Genomic DNA, 19,006 nt, shown 5'->3' on the forward strand with positions numbered 1-19,006 from the left:
CGGAAGCGAAGAGCGACTCGCGAGCGGACAGTACGTGGCCGTCGTCGAAGACGACTGTCACGATCGCCGGGGACAGCACTTGGCCCACCTCCGCGGCGCGGGACAGTGCCGAGGAGCGGGCATGACCACCCCACCCGACGACCGCTCCTTCCGCCGCGAGATGGCCACCGCCTACCGCTCGGGCTGGCACTTCATCGACCTTGTCACCGCGATCCCCCACCCCGGTGACTCGTTGATGGTGACGGTGTTCGGAGAGCCGGTCGTCGTGACGCGGGACGAGGACGAGGACGTCCGGGCGTACCGGTGTCTGCGGCGGCCTCGGGGGGCGCCGCAGCCCGTCCGGTGTGCCGTCCGGTATGGAATGATCTTCGTCAACCTTGATCAACGAGACCACCGGCTGGTGGAGCCGGAGGCCCCGGCCCCCAGGACCATCTCAGCCACCCCCCGCAGTGCCTGACGCGATTCCCCCGTCGTAACAGATCGCTCAGGTGCTTCCCCCCGCAGCGGCGTCACCGTGACCTGAACACGGTGACGCCGCTGCAGTTTTACGGCGACATTTCCCCGTATCGGCCCGTTGCGCGGTGGCCGGAACCGGGCGCCCGGTATCCAGCCATCCGTGCCCGCCCCGCCGGCCGCCGCCCGGCGTCCGCTCACCCGCGGCCCATCGCCCGGGTCAGTGCGATCTCGATCACGACCCGGTGGGGATTGGGGCCCGGAGTCCGTCCGTAGCGCACCGCGTACCGGCGCACCGCGTCCGCGACCCGCTCCGGCTCCGTGCTCACCGTCGCCCGCCCCTCCAGCGTGGCCCAGCGTCCGCCGTCCACCTGGCAGACCGCGACCGTCGCCCCGTCCGGCCCGGCGGCCAGCACATGGCTCACCTTCGCGCTGGACTTGTTCGTGATCACCCGAGCCAACCGCGCCTCGGGGTCGTATGTCACTCCGACGGGTACGACGTGGGGAGTGCCGTCCGGGCGCAGGGTCGTGAGGGTGCACAGGTGCCTCTCCTGCCAGAAGGTGAGGTACGACGCGTCGGGCGCGCCCGGATCCTGAGGGTATGCCGCCATGCCCTGGAACCTAGCCGCCGCAGGGCTCCCGGCACTACCTTGAGTGGAATAGACTCAACTTTGTGTACGCTGACTCAGTCAGTACTGGGAGACGCTGACATCAGGAGGAGAAGGGACACGTGGACGCAGAGCTGACCAACAGGAGCCGGGACGCGATCAACACGGCCAGCAACCGGGCCGTGACCGAGGGCCACCCGGATCTCACCCCCGCCCACCTGCTGCTGGCGCTGCTCCAGGGCCAGGACAACGAGAACATCATCGACCTGCTGGCGGCCGTCGACGCCGACCAGGCCTCCGTGCGGGCCGGCGCCGAGAAGGCGCTCGCCGCGCTGCCCAGCGTCACCGGCTCGACCGTGGCACCCCCGCAGCCCAGCCGTGAGCTGCTCGCCGTGATCGCCGACGCCCAGGCGCGGGCCCAGGAGCTCGGGGACGAGTACCTCTCCACCGAGCACCTCCTCATCGGCATCGCCGCGAAGGGGGGCGCCGCCGGTGACGTGCTCACCCAGCAGGGCGCCGGTGCCAAGAAGCTGCTGGAGGCCTTCCGGAAGGCCCGGGGCGGGCGGCGCGTGACCTCCGCCGACCCCGAGGGGCAGTACAAGGCGCTGGAGAAGTTCGGCACCGACTTCACCGCGGCGGCCCGCGAGGGCAAGCTCGACCCCGTCATCGGGCGCGACCAGGAGATCCGGCGGGTCGTGCAGGTGCTCAGCCGCCGTACCAAGAACAACCCGGTCCTGATCGGTGAGCCCGGCGTCGGCAAGACCGCCGTCGTCGAGGGCCTCGCCCAGCGCATCGTCAAGGGAGACGTGCCCGAGTCGCTGAAGGACAAGCGGCTCGTCGCGCTCGACCTGGGTGCCATGGTCGCCGGGGCCAAGTACCGCGGTGAGTTCGAGGAGCGGCTGAAGACCGTGCTCGCGGAGATCAAGGACTCCGACGGGCAGATCATCACCTTCATCGACGAGCTGCACACCGTCGTCGGCGCCGGGGCCGGCGGTGACTCCGCCATGGACGCCGGCAACATGCTCAAGCCCATGCTCGCGCGCGGTGAGCTGCGCATGGTCGGGGCCACCACCCTCGACGAGTACCGCGAGCGCATCGAGAAGGACCCGGCGCTGGAGCGGCGCTTCCAGCAGGTGCTGGTCGCCGAGCCGACCGTCGAGGACACCATCGCGATCCTGCGCGGGCTCAAGGGCCGCTACGAGGCCCACCACAAGGTCCAGATCGCCGACAGCGCGCTGGTCGCCGCGGCCACCCTCTCCGACCGGTACATCACCTCCCGCTTCCTGCCCGACAAGGCCATCGACCTCGTCGACGAGGCGGCCTCCCGGCTGCGCATGGAGATCGACTCCTCGCCGGTCGAGATCGACGAGCTCCAGCGGTCCGTGGACCGGCTGCGCATGGAGGAGCTGGCCCTCGACAAGGAGACCGACCCGGCCTCCCGCGACCGCCTGGACAAGCTGCGCCGCGACCTCGCCGACAAGGAGGAGGAGCTGCGGGGCCTGACCGCCCGCTGGGAGAAGGAGAAGCAGTCCCTCAACCGCGTCGGTGAGCTGAAGGAACGGCTCGACGAGGTCCGCGGCCAGGCCGAACGCGCCCAGCGCGACGGCGACTTCGACTCCGCCTCCAAGCTGCTCTACGGCGAGATCCCCGCCCTGGAGAAGGAGCTGGAGGCCGCCTCCGAGGCCGAGGAGGAGGCTGCCAAGGACACCATGGTCAAGGAGGAGGTCGGCTCCGACGACATCGCCGACGTCGTCGGCGCGTGGACCGGCATCCCGGCCGGCCGGCTCCTGGAGGGCGAGACGCAGAAGCTGCTGCGCATGGAGGACGAGCTGGGCAGGCGGCTGATCGGCCAGAAGGAAGCCGTGCAGGCGGTCTCCGACGCCGTACGCCGCACCCGCGCCGGCATCGCCGACCCGGACCGCCCCACCGGCTCGTTCCTCTTCCTCGGCCCGACCGGCGTCGGCAAGACCGAGCTCGCCAAGGCACTCGCCGACTTCCTCTTCGACGACGAGCGGGCCATGGTCCGCATCGACATGAGCGAGTACGGCGAGAAGCACTCCGTCGCGCGGCTGGTGGGCGCCCCTCCCGGCTACGTCGGCTACGAGGAGGGCGGCCAGCTGACCGAGGCCGTGCGCAGGCGGCCGTACAGCGTCGTGCTGCTCGACGAGGTGGAGAAGGCGCACCCCGAGGTCTTCGACATCCTGCTCCAGGTGCTGGACGACGGGCGGCTCACGGACGGGCAGGGCCGTACGGTCGACTTCCGCAACACGATCCTGGTGCTGACGTCGAACCTCGGCAGCCAGTTCCTGGTCGACCCGATCACCAGCGAGCAGGAGAAGAAGGAGCAGGTCCTGGAGGTGGTCCGCACCGCCTTCAAGCCGGAGTTCCTCAACCGGCTCGACGACCTGGTGGTCTTCTCGGCCCTGAACAAGGACGAGCTGAGCCGTATCGCCCGGCTCCAGATCGACCGCCTGGCCAAGAGGCTCGCCGAGCGCCGGCTGTCCCTGGAGATCACCGACGCGGCCCTGGCCTGGCTCGCCGACGAGGGCAACGACCCGGCCTACGGCGCCCGCCCGCTGCGCCGCCTCGTCCAGACCGCCATCGGCGACCGGCTCGCCAAGGAGATCCTGGCGGGCGAGGTCAAGGACGGCGACACGGTCCGGGTGGACGCCTTCGGCAACGGGCTGATCGTGGGTCCGGCGACCGGCAAGACGCTCTGACGCCCCGCACCGCGTCACCCCGTACGACGGCCCGCTCCGGATCACCGGGGCGGGCCCTCGCGCTCAGAGGGTGAACGCCGCGAAGCGTACGAGCGCGGTGCCGGCGTCCTCGTACAGGACATCGACCTGCACGGCGTGGGCGTCCACGGGCGGGTCGCTCCCGACAAGGTCCACATCGAGACAGAGATCCACCCCCGAGCCGCCGCAGAACTGCGTCTCGGGCGCCTTCGCGTCCGGATAGGTGGCCGTGAGCCAGGCACGGACCTCGGCGCGCGGCATCCGGAAGGCCGCGCTGTAGTGGATGTCCTGGAAGCCCTGCACCTGGCACGCCCCGACGACATGGGCCCCCGCCGGCAGCGCCGCCCCGCCGAAGCGCAGGGCGTCCGCGCAGGGCACCTTCTCGGGGCCGGAGCGGGACAGCTCGTCGTCCGTCACCACCCACATCGCCACCAGGGCCACGAAGCCCACGAGGAGCAGTCCCGGCACGGCCGTGATCGCGGCGACGATCCACCATTTCGTGCGGCCGCGAGGCGCCCGTGCCCCACCTTGAGTTCCGGACATGTCCCCACCCTCCGTGCGCGGTCCGTCGCGACAGGCCAAATCCTGTCAGCCGAGGGCTGACAGGGCCGGTCCGGGGTTGCCACCCCCCTCCCCGCATGGGGGAGGATGGCGTAATCCGTACGAAGGGAAATTCACGGTGAGCATCGACCCGTCCTCGATTCCGAACTTCGGGGGCCAGCAGCCGCAGCCCGGGCCCCCGCCCGGCCCCGTAGTCCCGGATCAGGACCTCGTGAAGCAGCTCCTCGATCAGATGGAGCTGAAGTACGTCGTCGACGACGAGGGTGACCTCGCGGCGCCGTGGGAGCAGTTCCGTACGTACTTCATGTTCCGTGGCGAGGACGACCAGCAGGTCTTCTCGGTGCGGACGTTCTACGACCGGCCCCACAAGATCGACGAGAAGCCCCTGCTCCTCGAGTCGATCGACGACTGGAACCGCCGGACGCTGTGGCCCAAGGTCTACAGCCACACGCACGACGACGGCACCGTCCGCCTGATCGGCGAGGCACAGATGCTGATCGGCACGGGCGTGAGCCTGGAGCACTTCGTCTCGTCGACGGTCAGCTGGGTGCGGGCCGCCATCGAGTTCGACAAGTGGCTCGTCGAGCAGCTCGGCCTCGAGCAGGAGGTCAACGACGCGGAGAAGCCCGAGGACGACGAGGAGTAGTCCTCGACATCCAGGAGCCCGGCCAGGGCACCGGCCCACAGGGCCGGGTGCCGGGCCGGGCTCACGCCGTTTCGCGCACCCGCCCCTGCCGTCCTACAGGGCCCGCAGCCGCTTCGCCGCCTCCTCCAGCACCTCCGTGCGCTTGCAGAACGCGAACCGCACGAACGGCGCCCCCTCCTCCCGGTGGTCGTAGAAGACCGCGTTCGGGATGGCGACCACCCCGGCCCGCTCCGGCAGCGCACGGCAGAAGGCGAAGCCGTCGCTCTGGCCGAGAGGACGGATGTCGGTGGTGATGAAGTACGTGCCGGCGGGCTTGAACACCTCGAACCCGGCCTCCGTCAGCCCCGCCGCCAGCAGGTCCCGCTTGGCCAGCATGTCCGCGCGGAAGGCCGTGAAGTAGCTCTCCGGCAGGGCCAGCGCCTCCGCGACCGCGTACTGGAACGGCCCCGACGCGACGTACGTCAGGAACTGCTTCGCCGAGCGCACCGCCGTGACCAGGCCCGGGGCCGAGGTCACCCAGCCGACCTTCCAGCCGGTGAACGAGAAGCTCTTGCCGGCCGACCCGATCGTCACCGTCCGCTCGCGCATGCCCGGGAAGGACGCGAGCGGCAGGTGCTCGGCCCCGTCGAAGACCAGATGCTCGTACACCTCGTCGGTCACCACCAGCAGATCCCGCTCGACCGCCAGCTCGGCGACCGCGGTCAGTTCCGCCCGGGTGAGGACGGTGCCGGTGGGATTGTGCGGGGTGTTGATCAGCAGCAGCCGGGTGCGGTCGGTGACCGCGGCGCGCAGCTCGTCCAGGTCGAGCCGGAAGCTGCCCTCGTGCGGCCGCAGCGTGACCGGCACGCGCGTGCCGCCCGCCATCGCGATGCAGGCCGCGTAGGAGTCGTAGTACGGCTCCAGGGCGATGACCTCGTCGCCGGGCTCCAGCAGCGCGAGCAGCGTGGCGGCGATGGCCTCGGTGGCGCCTGCGGTGACCAGGACCTCGGAGTCGGGGTCGTACGACAGCCCGTAGCGCCGCTCCTGGTGCGCGGCGATGGCCGTGCGCAGCTCGGGGACGCCCGGGCCGGGCGGGTACTGGTTGCCGCGCCCGTCCCGCAGCGCCCGCACGGCCGCCTCGCGGACCTCCTCGGGCCCGTCGGTGTCGGGGAAGCCCTGCCCCAGGTTGATGGACCCCGTGCTCAGGGCCAGCGCGGACATCTCGGCGAAGATCGTCGTCCCGAACTCGGCGAGCCGGCGGTTGAGCAGCGGGCGGGGAGTGGAGGTCATGCGGGTCATCCTCCGCCCAAGCTCTGGAGTTCCTCAACTCTGCTTTGGGCCGCGAGAGCGCAGGGCATCTCCCTGCCACGCACCGAGCGGGAGGCGCCCACGGGGGGACGCCCGGATCCGCTTCGGGGGAACGGAAGGAGGCTGACGCCATGGTCACAGGCTTTGTGGTGGCGCTGGTCGCGGTTGTCTTCGTGCTGATCGTCGTGTCCGCCGCGCGCAGCGGCGCACGTTCGTCCAGCCGCACCCACAGCCGCAGGCGGAGTGCGCACCACGGCAGCAGCAGCGGCAGCTGGTGGGCCGGCGGGGGCGACAGCGGATCGTCCTGCGGGGGTGGCTCCTCCTCCTGCGGCGGGAGCTCGTCATGCGGAGGCGGGTCGTCCTGCGGCGGCGGTGGAGGTGGCGGATGCGGTGGCGGAGGCAGCTGACACGGGGCAGCTGAGCTCCCCGAGCAGGGGGAATCGCATCCGCGTGGAGCGGGGCCGGTGCCTGGGACCGGCCCCGCTTCCGTGCGTCCGGCACCAGGATCGAAGTCGCCGCGCCGGCGTACCGGCGCACGCCCCGTCCCCGTCGGCGCACGCCGGAGTTGAACAGTTGAGCTGATAAGCCCTCTGAGGGATGGAAACCCTCCGAACTTGGGTAAAAACCCTGTGGTGGCGCCCTAGTTCATGATTCAGTGAATTTCACCAACGCAGCCCCTCGGACGTCCCGCGGACACCCATCTGACCGGCCGATCAACGAGCTGACCGGGCCGACCCCTCAGTGTCGGCCGGGGTGCGCCGGAGACCCACACCTCCCCTTGTTCGCGTAGCGGAGCCGACCCATGCTCACGACCCTGAACACCGCCTACACCGACACGCGTGCGGCCGACCTCGCCTGGGCCCTGGGGCGGGAGCCGCTGCCCGCGCTGGCCGCCGTCGACCTCGAACTGACCGGTGCGAAGCTTCAGTTGCGACTGCTCGGCGCGTCCCATCAGGTGCTGTTGGAGGAGGAGCGGGGCATCTGTTCGGAGACGGTGGCCTGCATGCCGGGCAGCAGCACGCCCCTGCCGCTCGGCGTGGCCAAGCGGGCGGGCGACTGGGAGTACGAGTTCGCGGCCCGCGTGGAGATCCTGTCGCCGGGGCAGTTCGCGGGCCGCGCGCAGGAGTTGCTCGCACTGGTCGCCGACCATCCGCACGGCCTCGCCGGCGTCTTCCCCGGCAGCCCGCACGCCTTCACCGCGCTGCTGGCCCAGCATCACGAGGGCCAGGTCCACTGGCGCACCTGGCACGCGTACCCGCAGGACGGGCAGTTGGTGGCGACGCGCACGAGGGTGGGTGTACGGGCGGCCAAGGGCGCGGCCCGGCGCCGGCCGGTGCCGTCCGGCCCGTCGGGGGCCTGACGGCGACGAAACGTCCGCCGCCTCAACAACACCCGTGTGGGTGACGAAGCGTACCCGTGCCGTAACGTACCGTCGGCAACGTGATCGAGCCGCACGCCCCCGCACCACCCGGCACCAGGCCGCCCTGGGCCGGTCCTCCGCGGCTCCCGGTCCGGCCGAGCACCGGACGTTTCCTGGTTCTCGCGGGCGTCTTCGTATGTGCCGCCTGCGGACTCGTGTACGAACTCGAACTCGTCGCCCTCGCCTCGTACTTGATCGGTGACTCGGTCACGCAGGCATCCGTCGTGCTGTCCGTGATGGTGTTCGCGATGGGCCTCGGCGCGCTGGCCGCGAAGCGGCTGCGCCCGCACGCCGCCGCCGGGTTCGGCGCGATCGAGGCCGTACTCGCCCTCGTCGGCGGATCCAGCGCCCTCGCGCTGTACGCCGTCTTCGCCTGGACCGGCGACTGGGGCGGGATGTGGGCCGACGGCCCGCGCGCCCTGCTCGTCGCCTTCTCCCTCACCATCGGCCTGCTCATCGGCGCCGAAGTGCCGCTGCTGATGGAGCTCATCCAGCGCATCCGGCGCCAGGACGCCGGCGGCGCGGTCGCCGACCTGTTCGCCGCGGACTACGTCGGCGCGCTGGTCGGCGGCCTCGCCTTCCCCTTCCTCCTGCTGCCCCTGCTCGGCCAGTTGAGCTCCGCCCTGATCACCGGCGCCGTCAACGCCGTCGTCGGGGGCGCCCTCGTCCTCGGACTGTTCGGCGGGGACCTCAGCCGCCGCGCCCGCTGGCTGCTGGTGATCGCCAACATCACCGTGCTCGGCATCCTCGCCTCCGCCGCCGTACTCGTCGACGACTTCGAACGGGCCGCTCGGCACGCGGTGTACGGACAGGACGTCCGCGTGGCGGTCCAGACCGACGTCCAGGAGGTCGTCATCACCGGCGGCACCGGCGGCCGGCCCCTCGACCTCTTCCTCGACGGGCGGCTGCGGGTCAGCGGGCGCGACGCACGCCGCTACCACGAGGCGCTGGTCCACCCCGCGATGAGCGGCGAGCACACGCGCGTGCTGATCCTCGGCGGCGGGGACGGACTGGCGGCGCGCGAGGTGCTGCGCCATCCCGGGGTGCACCGGGTCGACGTCGTCGAAGTCGACGCCGGGGTCGTGCGGTTGGCGCGCCGGGACCCTCCGCTCGCCGCCCTCAACGACCATGTCTACGACGACGACCGCGTCCACGTCATGACGGACGACGCGTTCCGCTGGCTGCGGGCGGCTCCGCCGGAGACGTACGACGTCGTCATCTCGGATCTGCCCGACCCCGGCATCACCGCCAGCACGAAGCTGTACTCGCAGGAGTTCTACGGGCTCGCCCGCCGCGCCCTGACCCCGCGCGGCCGTCTCGCGGTGCACGCCGGGCCGGTGTCCTCGCGGCCCCGCGCCTTCTGGACGGCCGACACGACCCTGCGCGCGGCGGGCCTGCGGACCGCGCCCTACCGCGTCACCGGCCGCGACTCCGGATTCACGGCCGGCCCCGACCGCTCGACCCGCCCGACCCGCGCACCGGAGGACTGGGGGTTCATCCTGGCGGCGCGGGGCGAGCGGCCGGGGTTGCGGCTCGGCACGGGGGAGAGGGCGCCGCGACTGGAGACCCTGACCCAGAGGGGCCTGAGCGCCGACGCACGAGCGGCTGAGGGGACGCGGGTGCGGGGGTTGGGGGCTTCGACGGTGGTGCATCCGCGGTACTGAGGGGGGTGGGAGGTGGCGGGGTGGGGGCGTGGTGGTGAGCGGCTTCGGGAGGGGGGAGGTGCCGGGAGGGGCGAGGCGCCGGGAAGGGCGAGGCGCGGGGAGGGGCGAGGCGCCGGGAAGAGCGAGGCGCGGGGAGGATACGCCCGGCGGGCGGGTGTCCGGTGAGAATCCCGGGATGTGTGGGTGCGGTTCTCGCCATGCTGGGTAGGCTCGATCGGCATGGAGCATGAGGTGTTCGTTCCGGTTGCGGCGGAGCAGCTCAGGGAGGTGCTGGCCGATCCCGTACGGGTCGCCCGCGCGGTCCCCGGGCTCCAGCAGGACGCCGGGGCCGAGCCCGTTACCGGGCGGCTGAAGGTGCGCGTCGGCGGTCACACCATCACCTATCGCGGTGCCGTGCGGATCTCCGCCCGGGAGGACGGCTCCTATGCCGTCGAGGGCGACGCGACCGAGGCACGCGGCAACGGGTCCGTGAAGCTGGCGCTCACCCTGCGGGTCGCCGAGGCCGAGGGCGGGGCGACGCTGCGGTTCGAGGGGACCGCGTCGGCGCACGGGCGGGTCACGGAGTTCCCCGCCGAGGCCGTCGGGTCCGCCGTGGCCCGGCTGCTGAATCGGTTTGGGGGGCAGCTGGGGGTGGTGGCCGGCGAAGGGCGGAACCGGCCGGCACCCGAGTCCGAGTCCGAGTCCGAGCCCGGGACGGGGGTCGTGGAGGAGGGTGCGTCCGAGGGGGACGCCGAGGCCGTGGAGGAGGCGTTGGCGCCCGGGGAGTTCGAGACGCGGGCCACCAGTGAATTCGAGACGACTCCGGATGCGGATGACGCGGCGGTTCCGGGGCCGGGGCGGGCGGCGGAGGCCGGTGAGGACGCCGGTGAGGACGAGAGGGCGGACGACGGCGTGGACGACGGGGCCGAGTCCGGGTCCGCTTCCGTTTTCGACAGTGAGGTGCCGCCGCCGTCGTTGGATCCGCGGGGCGAGGACGAGGAAGCCGGGGGTGAGGGCGGGGAGGACGCGCCTGTCGCTGAGGCGGCGCATGCTCGGCGGACGATGATCGGGCGCAGTGCGGAGGAAGTGGATCACTCGCCGCCTCGGGGGCGGTATGCGCCTGTTCCGGCGCCGCAGACGGTGGCGCCGAATTCCACGTTGCGGTGGGCTGCGCCGGCGGCGGCGTTGGTGCTGGCCTCGGCGATCGTGGTGGGGCGGATGTTGCGGCGGCGTCACTGAGGGTTCTTTCGCCCCCGCCGCCCCTACCCTCCCCCACTCTCGGCTTCGCTCGAGCGGGGGGACCCCCATCGTCCCTGAGGGCTGCCGCCCCCGGACCCCCGCTTCGGCCTGAACGGCCTCGTCCTCAAACGCCGGACGGGCTGGAAGGGGCGCGGACCGGCTCTCGTCATGGGGTGCGTCCTCCAACGCCGGACGGGGCTGGAAGGGGCGCGGACCGGTGTTGCGAGTGTTCGTCGGGCTTCGGGGTGGTCTTCTTCGGGGGTTGATCGTCCCAGTAGGGTCGTCTCGTGAGTAACGAACACATCACGCTGACCGCGGGTGACGCGGAGGTGGACGTGCTGCCGGGGAACGGTGGGCGGGTCGGGGGGCTGCGCGTCGGGGGGACCGAGTTGCTGCGGCAGGGGGAGCGCTTCGGGTGCTTTCCGATGGTTCCCTGGTGCGGGCGGATCAGGGACGGCCGGTTCCTCGACGGCGCCCGGGTGCGCCAGATGCCGCTCAACGCCCCGCCGCACGCCATCCACGGCACCGCCCGCGACGGCGCCTGGAAGGTGGCCCGGGTGGCCGACGGGGAGGCCGTGATCACGTACGACCTGGTCGAGCCGTGGCCCTACTCCGGCCGCGTCACCCACGTCGTCGCCCTCACGCCGGACAGCCTCAGCCTCACCATGTCCGTCGAGACGTACGAGGACTCCTTCCCGGCGCAGATCGGCTGGCACCCCTGGTTCAACCGGAACCTCGGCGGCGAAGGCGCCGAGGACGTCCGGCTCGACTTCCGCCCCGCCTGGCAGGAGGAGCGCGGGGACGACCACCTGCCGACCGGGAACCGGATCGAGCCGCTGCCGGGGCCGTGGGACGACTGCTTCGGGATGCCCGGCGGCGTCGACGTCACGCTCACCTGGCCGGGGCAGCTGGAGCTGAAGGTGAGCAGTCGCGAGGAATGGGTCGTCGTGTACGACGAGCAGGAAGCCGCCGTCTGCGTCGAGCCGCAGACCGGGCCGCCCAACGGCCTGAACACCCTGCCCCGCCTGGTCACACCCCTGGAGCCGCTGGAGGCCACGACCGTCTGGAGCTGGCGGCGCCTCTAAGCTGGGCGGCATGACTGACGTACGTGGCGAGCTGCTGAACCAGATCAAGAACAAGGCCGTGGTGCACGGCAAGGTGACGCTGTCGTCGGGGCTGGAAGCCGACTACTACGTCGATCTTCGCCGCGTCACCCTCGACGGGGAGGCCGCTCCGCTCGTCGGGCAGGTGCTGCTCGATCTGACGGCGGAGCTGGAGTTCGACGCGGTCGGCGGGCTCACCATGGGCGCCGACCCCGTCGCCGCCGCGATGCTGCACGCCGCCTCCGCGCGGGGCAGGCGGCTCGACGCGTTCGTCGTCCGCAAGGCCGCCAAGGCGCACGGGATGCAGCGCCGGGTCGAGGGGCCGGACATCGCCGGGCGCCGTGTCCTCGTCGTCGAGGACACCTCCACCACCGGCGGCTCCCCGCTGACAGCGGTCGAGGCCGTGCGCGAGGCCGGCGCCGAGGTCGTCGCCGTCGCGACGATCGTCGACCGGGCAACCGGCGCCGCCGAGAAGATCGAGCAGGGGGCCGGAGTGCCCTACCTCTTCGCGTACTCCAAGGACGAACTCGGCCTGGACTGACGCCGGTCCGCACGGGCGTCCGTCTCGGCTGGTGACAGGCGCTCGGAGCATCCCGGTTCGTCTGGAAAGATGGGGCCGACGATGACGTCGCATCCCTAGGTCTAGGTCAGGGCCGTAAGCCAGAACGCCGTACGCAGTACGTCGACCCGCACACTCCAAGGAGCGGACAGATGCCCATCGCAACCCCCGAGGTCTACAACGAGATGCTCGACCGGGCGAAGGCAGGCAAGTTCGCCTACCCGGCCATCAACGTGACCTCCTCCCAGACCCTGCACGCGGCCCTGCGCGGCTTCGCGGAGGCGGAGAGCGACGGCATCATCCAGATCTCCACGGGTGGTGCGGAGTTCCTCGGCGGCCAGCACAGCAAGGACATGGTCACCGGCGCCGTCGCCCTGGCCGAGTTCGCGCACATCGTCGCCAAGAAGTACGACATCACCGTCGCCCTGCACACGGACCACTGCCCGAAGGACAAGCTCGACGGGTACGTACGTCCGCTGCTCGCCGTCTCCGAGGAGCGGGTCGCGCGCGGGGAGAACCCGCTCTTCCAGTCGCACATGTGGGACGGCTCGGCCGAGACCCTCGCCGACAACCTCTCCATCGCGCAGGAGCTGCTGGAGCGCGCCCGCGCCGCGAAGATCATCCTCGAGGTCGAGATCACCCCGACCGGTGGCGAGGAGGACGGCGTCTCGCACGAGATCAACGACTCGCTGTACACGACCGTCGACGACGCCATCCGCACCGTCGAGGCCCTCGGCCTGGGTGAGAAGGGGCGCTACCTGCTGGCCGCCTCCTTCGGCAACGTCCACGGCGTCTACAAGCCGGGCAACGTCGTGCTCCGTCCCGAGCTGCTCAAGGAGCTGAACGAGGGCGTCGCCGCCAAGTACGGCAAGCCCTCCCCGTTCGACTTCGTCTTCCACGGCGGCTCCGGCTCCACCGAGCAGGAGATCGCGACCGCGCTGGAGAACGGCGTCGTCAAGATGAACATCGACACCGACACGCAGTACGCCTTCACGCGTCCCGTGGCGGCCCACATGTTCCAGAACTACGACGGCGTCCTGAAGGTCGACGGCGAGGTCGGCAACAAGAAGACCTACGACCCGCGCACCTGGGGCAAGCTCGCCGAGGCCTCCATGGCCGCGCGCGTGACCGAGGCCTGCGGCAACCTGCGTTCCACCGGTACGAAGATCAAGTAGTTCTCCCGGTTTCCAGGAGTTCCGAGCCCGGCGCCTGTCTACGGCGCCGGGCTCGCTGTATACCTGGGGGCATGCCCGACGTCCGGCTGGCCTCACCGCAGGGCAAATGGATCCTGCTCACCACCGTCCTCGGCTCCAGCATGGCGATGCTGGACTCGACCGTCGTCAACGTCGCCCTCCCGCGCATCGGCGAGGACCTCGACGCCGACCTGGCGGCTCTCCAGTGGACCGTCAACGCGTACATGCTGACGCTGGCCGGGCTGATCCTGCTCGGCGGTTCGCTGGGGGACCGGTACGGGCGGCGCAGGGTCTTCGTGATCGGCGTCGTGTGGTTCGCCCTGGCCTCCCTGCTGTGCGGGCTCGCCCCGAACGTCGGCGTGCTCATCGCCGCCCGCGCCCTCCAGGGAATCGGCGGCGCCCTCCTCACCCCCGGGTCCCTGGCCCTGATCCAGGCGTCGTTCCATCCCGACGACCGGGCGCGTGCCGTCGGCCTGTGGTCCGGTTTCGGGGGCATCGGCGCGGCCGTCGGCCCGTTCCTCGGCGGCTGGCTGGTGGACGGGCCGGGCTGGCGCTGGGTGTTCCTGCTGAACGTCCCGCTGGCGCTGCTCTGCGCGCCGATCGCGGTACGTCATGTCCCGGAGTCGGGCGACGGCACCCAGCACGGCCGCTTCGACGTGCTCGGCGCGTTCCTCGGCGCGGCGGCCCTGGCCCTGGTGACGTACGCGCTGATCGAGGCGCAGCAGGTCTCGGTGACCGTGTGGGTCACCGCGATCGCCGGTGTGGCGGCCGGGATCGCCTTCGTGTGGGTCGAGCGGCACCGCCCGGACCCGATGATGCCGCTCGACATCTTCCGCTCCCGCCAGTTCACGGCCGTCAACCTCGTCACCCTCTGTGTCTACGCGGCCTTCGGCGGCTTCTTCTTCCTGGCCGCGCTCCAGCTCCAGGTCGTCTCCGGCTACTCGGCGCTCGGTGCCGGTACCGCCCTGCTGCCGACGACCGCCCTGATGCTGCTGTTCTCGGCCCGCTCGGGCGCCCTCGCCGACCGGATCGGCCCGCGTATCCCGCTCACCGTCGGCCCGCTGCTGTGCTCGGCCGGCATGCTGCTGATGCTGCGGGTGGGCCCGGACGCCTCCTACCTCACGGACGTCCTGCCGGCCCTGCTGGTCCTGGGCCTCGGCATGGTCATCCTGGTCGCGCCCCTGACGGCGACCGTCCTGGCCTCCGTCGACACCGCCCGCGCGGGCCTGGCCAGCGGCATCAACAACGCGGCGGCCCGGGCGGCCGGCCTGGTCGCGGTGGCCGCGCTGCCGCTGCTCGCCGGGATGGGCGAGGAGGCCTACCGCTCGGCCGACGCCTTCGACGCCGCCTTCGACCGGGCGATGCCGATCTGCGCCGGGGTGCTGCTGCTGGGTGCGGTGGTCGCCTTCGCGACGGTTCGCCCACTGCCACCGGACTGCCGCAAGCCGGAATGCCTCCACCACGGCAGCGTGACGACCCCTCCGCTGGAGGGAGTACGCAGCCGGGGGCGGCTGGAGATGAAGGGCGGCGAGGGAGACACGGGAGGCTGAGCGCCGGTCCAGGTCTTTCAGCCCGTCCGGCGTTTGAGGACGAGGCCGTTCAGGCCGATGCGGGGTCTGGGGCGGCAGCCCCAGGAACACCGGGGTCGAAGGGGCGGTACCCCTGGAGGACGGGACGGGTGGCGGCGGCGGGGGCGAGGAAACCCCGGCCGTTCACACAAGGGCGCCCCGACCTGCCGTACCCACCCCATGGGCCAGACTGGACCCCATGGCCATTCACGAAAACCTTCTCGGGGGCCCGCCCCCGACCCACCTCCCCGACGACCCCGAGCCCCGCGAGCTGCTCGCCGGCGGCACCGCCCCCGCGGACGTCGCCGCGAAGTACCCGACCTCCTCGCTGGCCTGGGCCCAGCTGGCCGACGACGCGTTCGAGCGGGGCAGCGTCGTGGAGTCGTACGCCTACGCCCGTACGGGCTACCACCGCGGCCTGGATTCCCTGCGCCGCAACGGCTGGAAGGGCCACGGCCCGGTCCCCTGGGAGCACGAGCCGAACCGCGGCTTCCTGCGCGCCCTGCACGCCCTCGCCCGCGCCGCCGGATCCATCGGCGAGCAGGAGGAGTACGAGCGCTGCTCCCAGTTCCTGAAGGACTCCTCGCCCACGGCGGCCCAGACCCTGGGCTAGCCGCGCGGCTTCCCGCGTGAGGCCCGCCGATGTGACCAGGCGGGCCTTGCGCCACCCGGGGCGATCCCTGAGGATGCCGGGTGGGGACCGGGGCCCCTTTGTCGATAACGGCAGGGCGGACCGCTACCCGGAGTTACACAGGAGACAGCAATGTCCCAGCAGGCTCACCAGTCCGCGGAGCCACCCCAGGAAACCTCCCCGGAGACTCACGAGCCCGAGACCCCTCATCTCGACTTCGCGGGCACCACGCCGTACGAGGACTACGTGAAGGCGGACGTCCTCACCCACCTCCAGCACACCCTCTCCGACGACCCCGGAGAGATGGTCTTCCTGGTCACGACCCAGGTCATGGAGCTGTGGTTCACCGTCATCGTCCACGAGTGGGAGACCGCCGCGCGGGCGCTGCGCGAGGACCGGCCGGGCGTGGCGATCGACGCCCTGAAGCGTTCGGTCCGGGAACTGGACGCCCTGAACCACTCCTGGAAGCCGCTCGGCCAGCTCACGCCGGCCCAGTTCAACGCGTACCGCAGCGCCCTCGGCGAGGGCTCCGGCTTCCAGTCGGCGATGTACCGCCGTATGGAGTTCCTGCTCGGCGAGAAGTCCGCGTCCATGCTCGTCCCGCACCGCGGCGCCCCGCGCGTCCACGCGGAACTGGAGAAGGCGCTGCACGAGCCCAGCCTCTACGACGAGGTGCTGCGTTTCCTCGCCCGGCACGGCTGCGCGATCCCCGAGGCCGTGCTCAAGCGGGACGTCGCGCGCCGGTACGAGCCCACGCCGGAGGTCGAGGCCGCCTGGACGGCGATCTACTCCGGCGACCAGAACGCCGAGCTCGCCCGCCTGGGCGAGGCGCTCACCGACGTGGCCGAACTCGTGTGGCGCTGGCGCAACGACCATCTGGTCGCCACCCGCCGCGCGATGGGCGCCAAGGCCGGCACCGGCGGTTCGGCCGGGGTGGCCTGGCTGGAGAAGCGCGCGCAGAAGAACGTCTTCCCCGAGCTGTGGACGGCGAGGTCCCATGTCTGAGCTCACGACGAGGGCGGGGTCGCTGGACGCCGCCGACGAGCTGGCCGGCGTCCGTAAGCAGTTCGTGCTCGACGAGGTCGTCTACCTCGACGGGAACTCGCTGGGCGCACTGCCCGCGAACGTCCCGGGCCACGTCGAGGACGTCGTACGGCGGCAGTGGGGCGAGCTGCGCATCCGCTCCTGGGACGAGAGCGGCTGGTGGACCGCGCCCGAGCGGATCGGCGACCGGATCGCCCCGCTGGTCGGCGCGGCACCCGGCCAGATCGTGGTCGGCGACTCGACGAGTGTGAATGTCTTCAAGGCACTTGTGGCCGCCGTGCGCATGGTGGACTCCGTGGGTTCGGCGGGTTCGGCGGACTCCGTGGGTTCGGCGGGTTCGGCGGATTTCGTGGGTTCGGCGGATTCGGCGGGTTCCGGTTCGGGAGGTTCTCCCGGATCCGCCGGGTCCGGGCGCGACGAGATTCTCGTCGACGCGACGACCTTCCCCACGGACGGCTACATCGCCGAGTCGGCGGCCCGGATGACCGGCCGTACGCTGCGGCCCGTCACCCCGGCCGAGGTGCCGGGCGCGCTGAGCGACCGTACGGCCGCCGTCCTGCTGAACCACGTCGACTACCGCACGGGCCGGCTGCACGACCTGCCGGCCCTGACCGCCGCCGTGCACGCGGCGGGCGCGGTCGCCGTCTGGGACCTGTGCCACAGCGCGGGCGCCCTGCCGGTCGGGCTCGACGAGCACGGCGTGGACCTGGCGGTCGGCTGCACCTACAAGTACCTGAACGGCGGCCCCGGTTCACCGGCGTACCTGTACGTGCGCCGTGATCTCCAGGACCGTTTCGACTCCCCGCTGCCCGGCTGGAACTCGCACGCCGAGCCCTTCGGCATGCGGCCCGCCTTCGAACCGGCGGCGGGTGCGCTGCGCGGCCGGGTCGGCACGCCCGACATCCTCTCCATGCTCGCCCTGGAGGCGGCCCTGGAGGTCTGGGACGGGGTGCCGATCGACGCGGTGCGCGCCAAGTCGCTGGCCCTGACCGACTTCTTCCTGGAGTGCGTCGCGGCGTACGTGCCCGAGGGGCGCGTGGAGTCGGTGACCCCGGTGGCACACGCGGAGCGCGGCAGCCAGGTCGCGCTGCGCTGCGAGGACGCCGGCGAGGTCATGAAGCGGCTTATCGCGCGCGGGGTCGTGGGCGACTTCCGGCACCCCGACGTGCTGCGGTTCGGCTTCACGCCGCTGTATGTCGGGTTCGCGGACGTGGAGCGGGCGGCTCGGGTGCTGGGGGAGGTGTTGCGCTGACACCGGGGCTGGTCGGGCGGTGGTTCGGCAACGCCTTCCAGGGGCGCGGGGAACTGCGCGATCAGCCACGGCGGCGCAGCAGCCGCGAGACGGCGTCTGGCGGCACCGCCGGTCGCGGGACTTCCATTTGCCTGACTTCCGTTCGCGGGACTTCCGTTCGCGGGACTTCCGGTCGAGGCGCGCCCGGTTGCGGCCGTCCCCGTCACGGCACTCCCGGCGGAGCGCCTACGTGACGTACACCCCCGCCACGGCAGCCGCATGCGCCGCTCGCGCGGCGCGCTCCGCGGCGGGGGCGTCGGGGATCTCCCCGGTCGTCAGCAACTGGTAGTAGAGGGGAGCCGACACGGCCCGTACGACCGCCTCGGCGTCCGTCCCGGCAGGGAACTCCCCTCGGGCCACGCCCTGTTCCACGCACGGGGCCCACTCCGCCACCCGCACCTCGTAGAACCGCCGCAGCGCCTGTGCCGTACGCGCGTCACAGGTCGCGGCGGCGATGACGGCACGGAACAGCGCGCCCTGCCGGGGGTCGGCCAGGGTCCGTCGCACCAGCGCCGCGTTGGCCCGCAGGTCGCCCAGCGCGGAGCCGGTCTCCTCCCGCGGCAGCGACTGCTCGGCCATGTCGTCGAGCAGGTCGGCCACCAGCCCTGTCACCGAGCCCCACCGCCGGTACACGGTCGTCTTGCCGACCTCCGCGCGGCGGGCGACGTCCGCGAGGTCGAGGCCGTCGAAACCGTGCTCCGCCAGCACGTCTCCGGCCGCCCGCAGCACGGCCGTACGGACACGCGCGGTACGCCCTCCGGGACGGACGGTGCCGGGTTCGGCGGACATATCGGCCTCCTTGGTACGGGTGCGTGCTGCGGCATGATCCCCGGTTCCAGCGTAACGAAACAGCAGAACCGTTTAACCCTCACCGAGCGTGACATCCACGTGTCGGCGCACGTGACGGGCCTGGTACCGTCCCCGCCAACGGCCGCAAGCGAGCCTGGTCCGCCACCACACCTTGGTTCCCGCCCGCCATCCCGCTTTCGTCCAATTCCGTTTCATCGCTGAGAGGTTGGAGC

General features: G+C 71.9%; 17 protein-coding genes. 13 read left to right on the top strand and 4 right to left on the bottom strand.

All coding sequences use genetic code 11. From position 1 onward, the window contains the following. Positions 1 to 121: 121 nt before the first annotated feature. A complete protein-coding gene (locus ACGFW6_RS13185; RefSeq protein WP_030945423.1) occupies positions 122 to 457 on the top strand; it encodes a hypothetical protein in 336 nt (111 codons plus the stop codon). A gap of 193 nt (positions 458 to 650) precedes the next feature. Here ACGFW6_RS13185 and ACGFW6_RS13190 read toward each other — a convergent pair whose 3' ends face one another. Continuing rightward, a complete protein-coding gene (locus tag ACGFW6_RS13190) occupies positions 651 to 1,064 on the bottom strand; it encodes a pyridoxamine 5'-phosphate oxidase family protein (protein ID WP_393507697.1) in 414 nt (137 codons plus the stop codon). 119 nt (positions 1,065 to 1,183) lie between these two features. Here ACGFW6_RS13190 and clpB point away from each other — a divergent pair, with 119 nt between their 5' ends. After that, the gene (gene clpB / locus ACGFW6_RS13195) at positions 1,184 to 3,781 is read left to right on the top strand and encodes an ATP-dependent chaperone ClpB (RefSeq protein ID WP_393507699.1); all 2,598 of its coding nucleotides are present in this window, start codon (positions 1,184 to 1,186) and stop codon (positions 3,779 to 3,781) included. Positions 3,782 to 3,844: 63 nt separating this feature from the next. Here the strand turns inward: clpB and ACGFW6_RS13200 are convergent, their stop codons facing one another. Then, entirely contained in the window at positions 3,845 to 4,342 is a 498-nt protein-coding gene (locus tag ACGFW6_RS13200; protein WP_393507701.1) for a hypothetical protein, read from the bottom strand. 136 nt (positions 4,343 to 4,478) lie between these two features. Here ACGFW6_RS13200 and ACGFW6_RS13205 point away from each other — a divergent pair, with 136 nt between their 5' ends. Then, positions 4,479 to 5,006, top strand: coding sequence for a YbjN domain-containing protein (locus tag ACGFW6_RS13205; protein WP_030945435.1), 528 nt, complete (start codon positions 4,479 to 4,481; stop codon positions 5,004 to 5,006). A 93-nt stretch (positions 5,007 to 5,099) separates the two neighbouring features. On the opposite strand, the gene ACGFW6_RS13210 is transcribed toward ACGFW6_RS13205, so the two are convergent. Further along, positions 5,100 to 6,284 carry a pyridoxal phosphate-dependent aminotransferase gene (locus tag ACGFW6_RS13210; protein ID WP_393507703.1) on the bottom strand — a complete coding sequence of 395 codons (1,185 nt, stop codon included), beginning with the start codon at positions 6,282 to 6,284 and terminating at the stop codon, positions 5,100 to 5,102. Between the two features lie 811 nt (positions 6,285 to 7,095). On the opposite strand from ACGFW6_RS13210, the gene ACGFW6_RS13215 reads away from it, so the two are divergent. The 10 genes from ACGFW6_RS13215 (at position 7,096) to ACGFW6_RS13260 (ending at position 17,945) form a co-directional block, all read left to right on the top strand. Then, positions 7,096 to 7,653 carry a DUF2617 family protein gene (locus ACGFW6_RS13215; RefSeq protein ID WP_393507705.1) on the top strand — a complete coding sequence of 186 codons (558 nt, stop codon included), beginning with the start codon at positions 7,096 to 7,098 and terminating at the stop codon, positions 7,651 to 7,653. 80 nt (positions 7,654 to 7,733) lie between these two features. Beyond that, positions 7,734 to 9,377, top strand: coding sequence for a polyamine aminopropyltransferase (locus tag ACGFW6_RS13220; RefSeq protein ID WP_393507707.1), 1,644 nt, complete (start codon positions 7,734 to 7,736; stop codon positions 9,375 to 9,377). A 219-nt stretch (positions 9,378 to 9,596) separates the two neighbouring features. Further along, positions 9,597 to 10,595 carry an SRPBCC domain-containing protein gene (locus tag ACGFW6_RS13225; protein ID WP_393507709.1) on the top strand — a complete coding sequence of 333 codons (999 nt, stop codon included), beginning with the start codon at positions 9,597 to 9,599 and terminating at the stop codon, positions 10,593 to 10,595. Positions 10,596 to 10,882: 287 nt separating this feature from the next. After that, positions 10,883 to 11,680, top strand: a complete 798-nt coding sequence (locus ACGFW6_RS13230) for an aldose 1-epimerase (RefSeq protein ID WP_393507711.1) — start codon at positions 10,883 to 10,885, stop codon at positions 11,678 to 11,680. A 10-nt stretch (positions 11,681 to 11,690) separates the two neighbouring features. Continuing rightward, positions 11,691 to 12,239 carry an orotate phosphoribosyltransferase gene (pyrE, locus tag ACGFW6_RS13235; RefSeq protein ID WP_393507713.1) on the top strand — a complete coding sequence of 183 codons (549 nt, stop codon included), beginning with the start codon at positions 11,691 to 11,693 and terminating at the stop codon, positions 12,237 to 12,239. A gap of 170 nt (positions 12,240 to 12,409) precedes the next feature. After that, positions 12,410 to 13,432, top strand: a complete 1,023-nt coding sequence (gene fbaA, locus ACGFW6_RS13240) for a class II fructose-bisphosphate aldolase (protein WP_393507715.1) — start codon at positions 12,410 to 12,412, stop codon at positions 13,430 to 13,432. Positions 13,433 to 13,503: 71 nt separating this feature from the next. Continuing rightward, positions 13,504 to 15,000, top strand: a complete 1,497-nt coding sequence (locus ACGFW6_RS13245; RefSeq protein WP_393507717.1) for an MFS transporter — start codon at positions 13,504 to 13,506, stop codon at positions 14,998 to 15,000. A 217-nt stretch (positions 15,001 to 15,217) separates the two neighbouring features. Next, positions 15,218 to 15,631 carry a DUF3151 domain-containing protein gene (locus tag ACGFW6_RS13250; RefSeq protein ID WP_393507718.1) on the top strand — a complete coding sequence of 138 codons (414 nt, stop codon included), beginning with the start codon at positions 15,218 to 15,220 and terminating at the stop codon, positions 15,629 to 15,631. A gap of 150 nt (positions 15,632 to 15,781) precedes the next feature. Next, positions 15,782 to 16,654: a tryptophan 2,3-dioxygenase family protein gene (locus tag ACGFW6_RS13255; protein WP_393507719.1), complete on the top strand. Its 873-nt coding sequence runs from the start codon at positions 15,782 to 15,784 to the stop codon at positions 16,652 to 16,654. Further along, positions 16,647 to 17,945, top strand: coding sequence for a kynureninase (locus ACGFW6_RS13260; RefSeq protein ID WP_393507721.1), 1,299 nt, complete (start codon positions 16,647 to 16,649; stop codon positions 17,943 to 17,945). Before ACGFW6_RS13255 ends, ACGFW6_RS13260 begins: the two co-directional genes overlap by 8 nt. A 225-nt stretch (positions 17,946 to 18,170) precedes the next feature. Here the strand turns inward: ACGFW6_RS13260 and ACGFW6_RS13265 are convergent, their stop codons facing one another. After that, a complete protein-coding gene (locus tag ACGFW6_RS13265; protein ID WP_393507722.1) occupies positions 18,171 to 18,773 on the bottom strand; it encodes a TetR/AcrR family transcriptional regulator in 603 nt (200 codons plus the stop codon). Positions 18,774 to 19,006 lie beyond the last annotated feature (233 nt).

It is taken from the genome of Streptomyces sp. Y7, from assembly GCF_043195415.1.
Classification (GTDB): domain Bacteria; phylum Actinomycetota; class Actinomycetes; order Streptomycetales; family Streptomycetaceae; genus Streptomyces.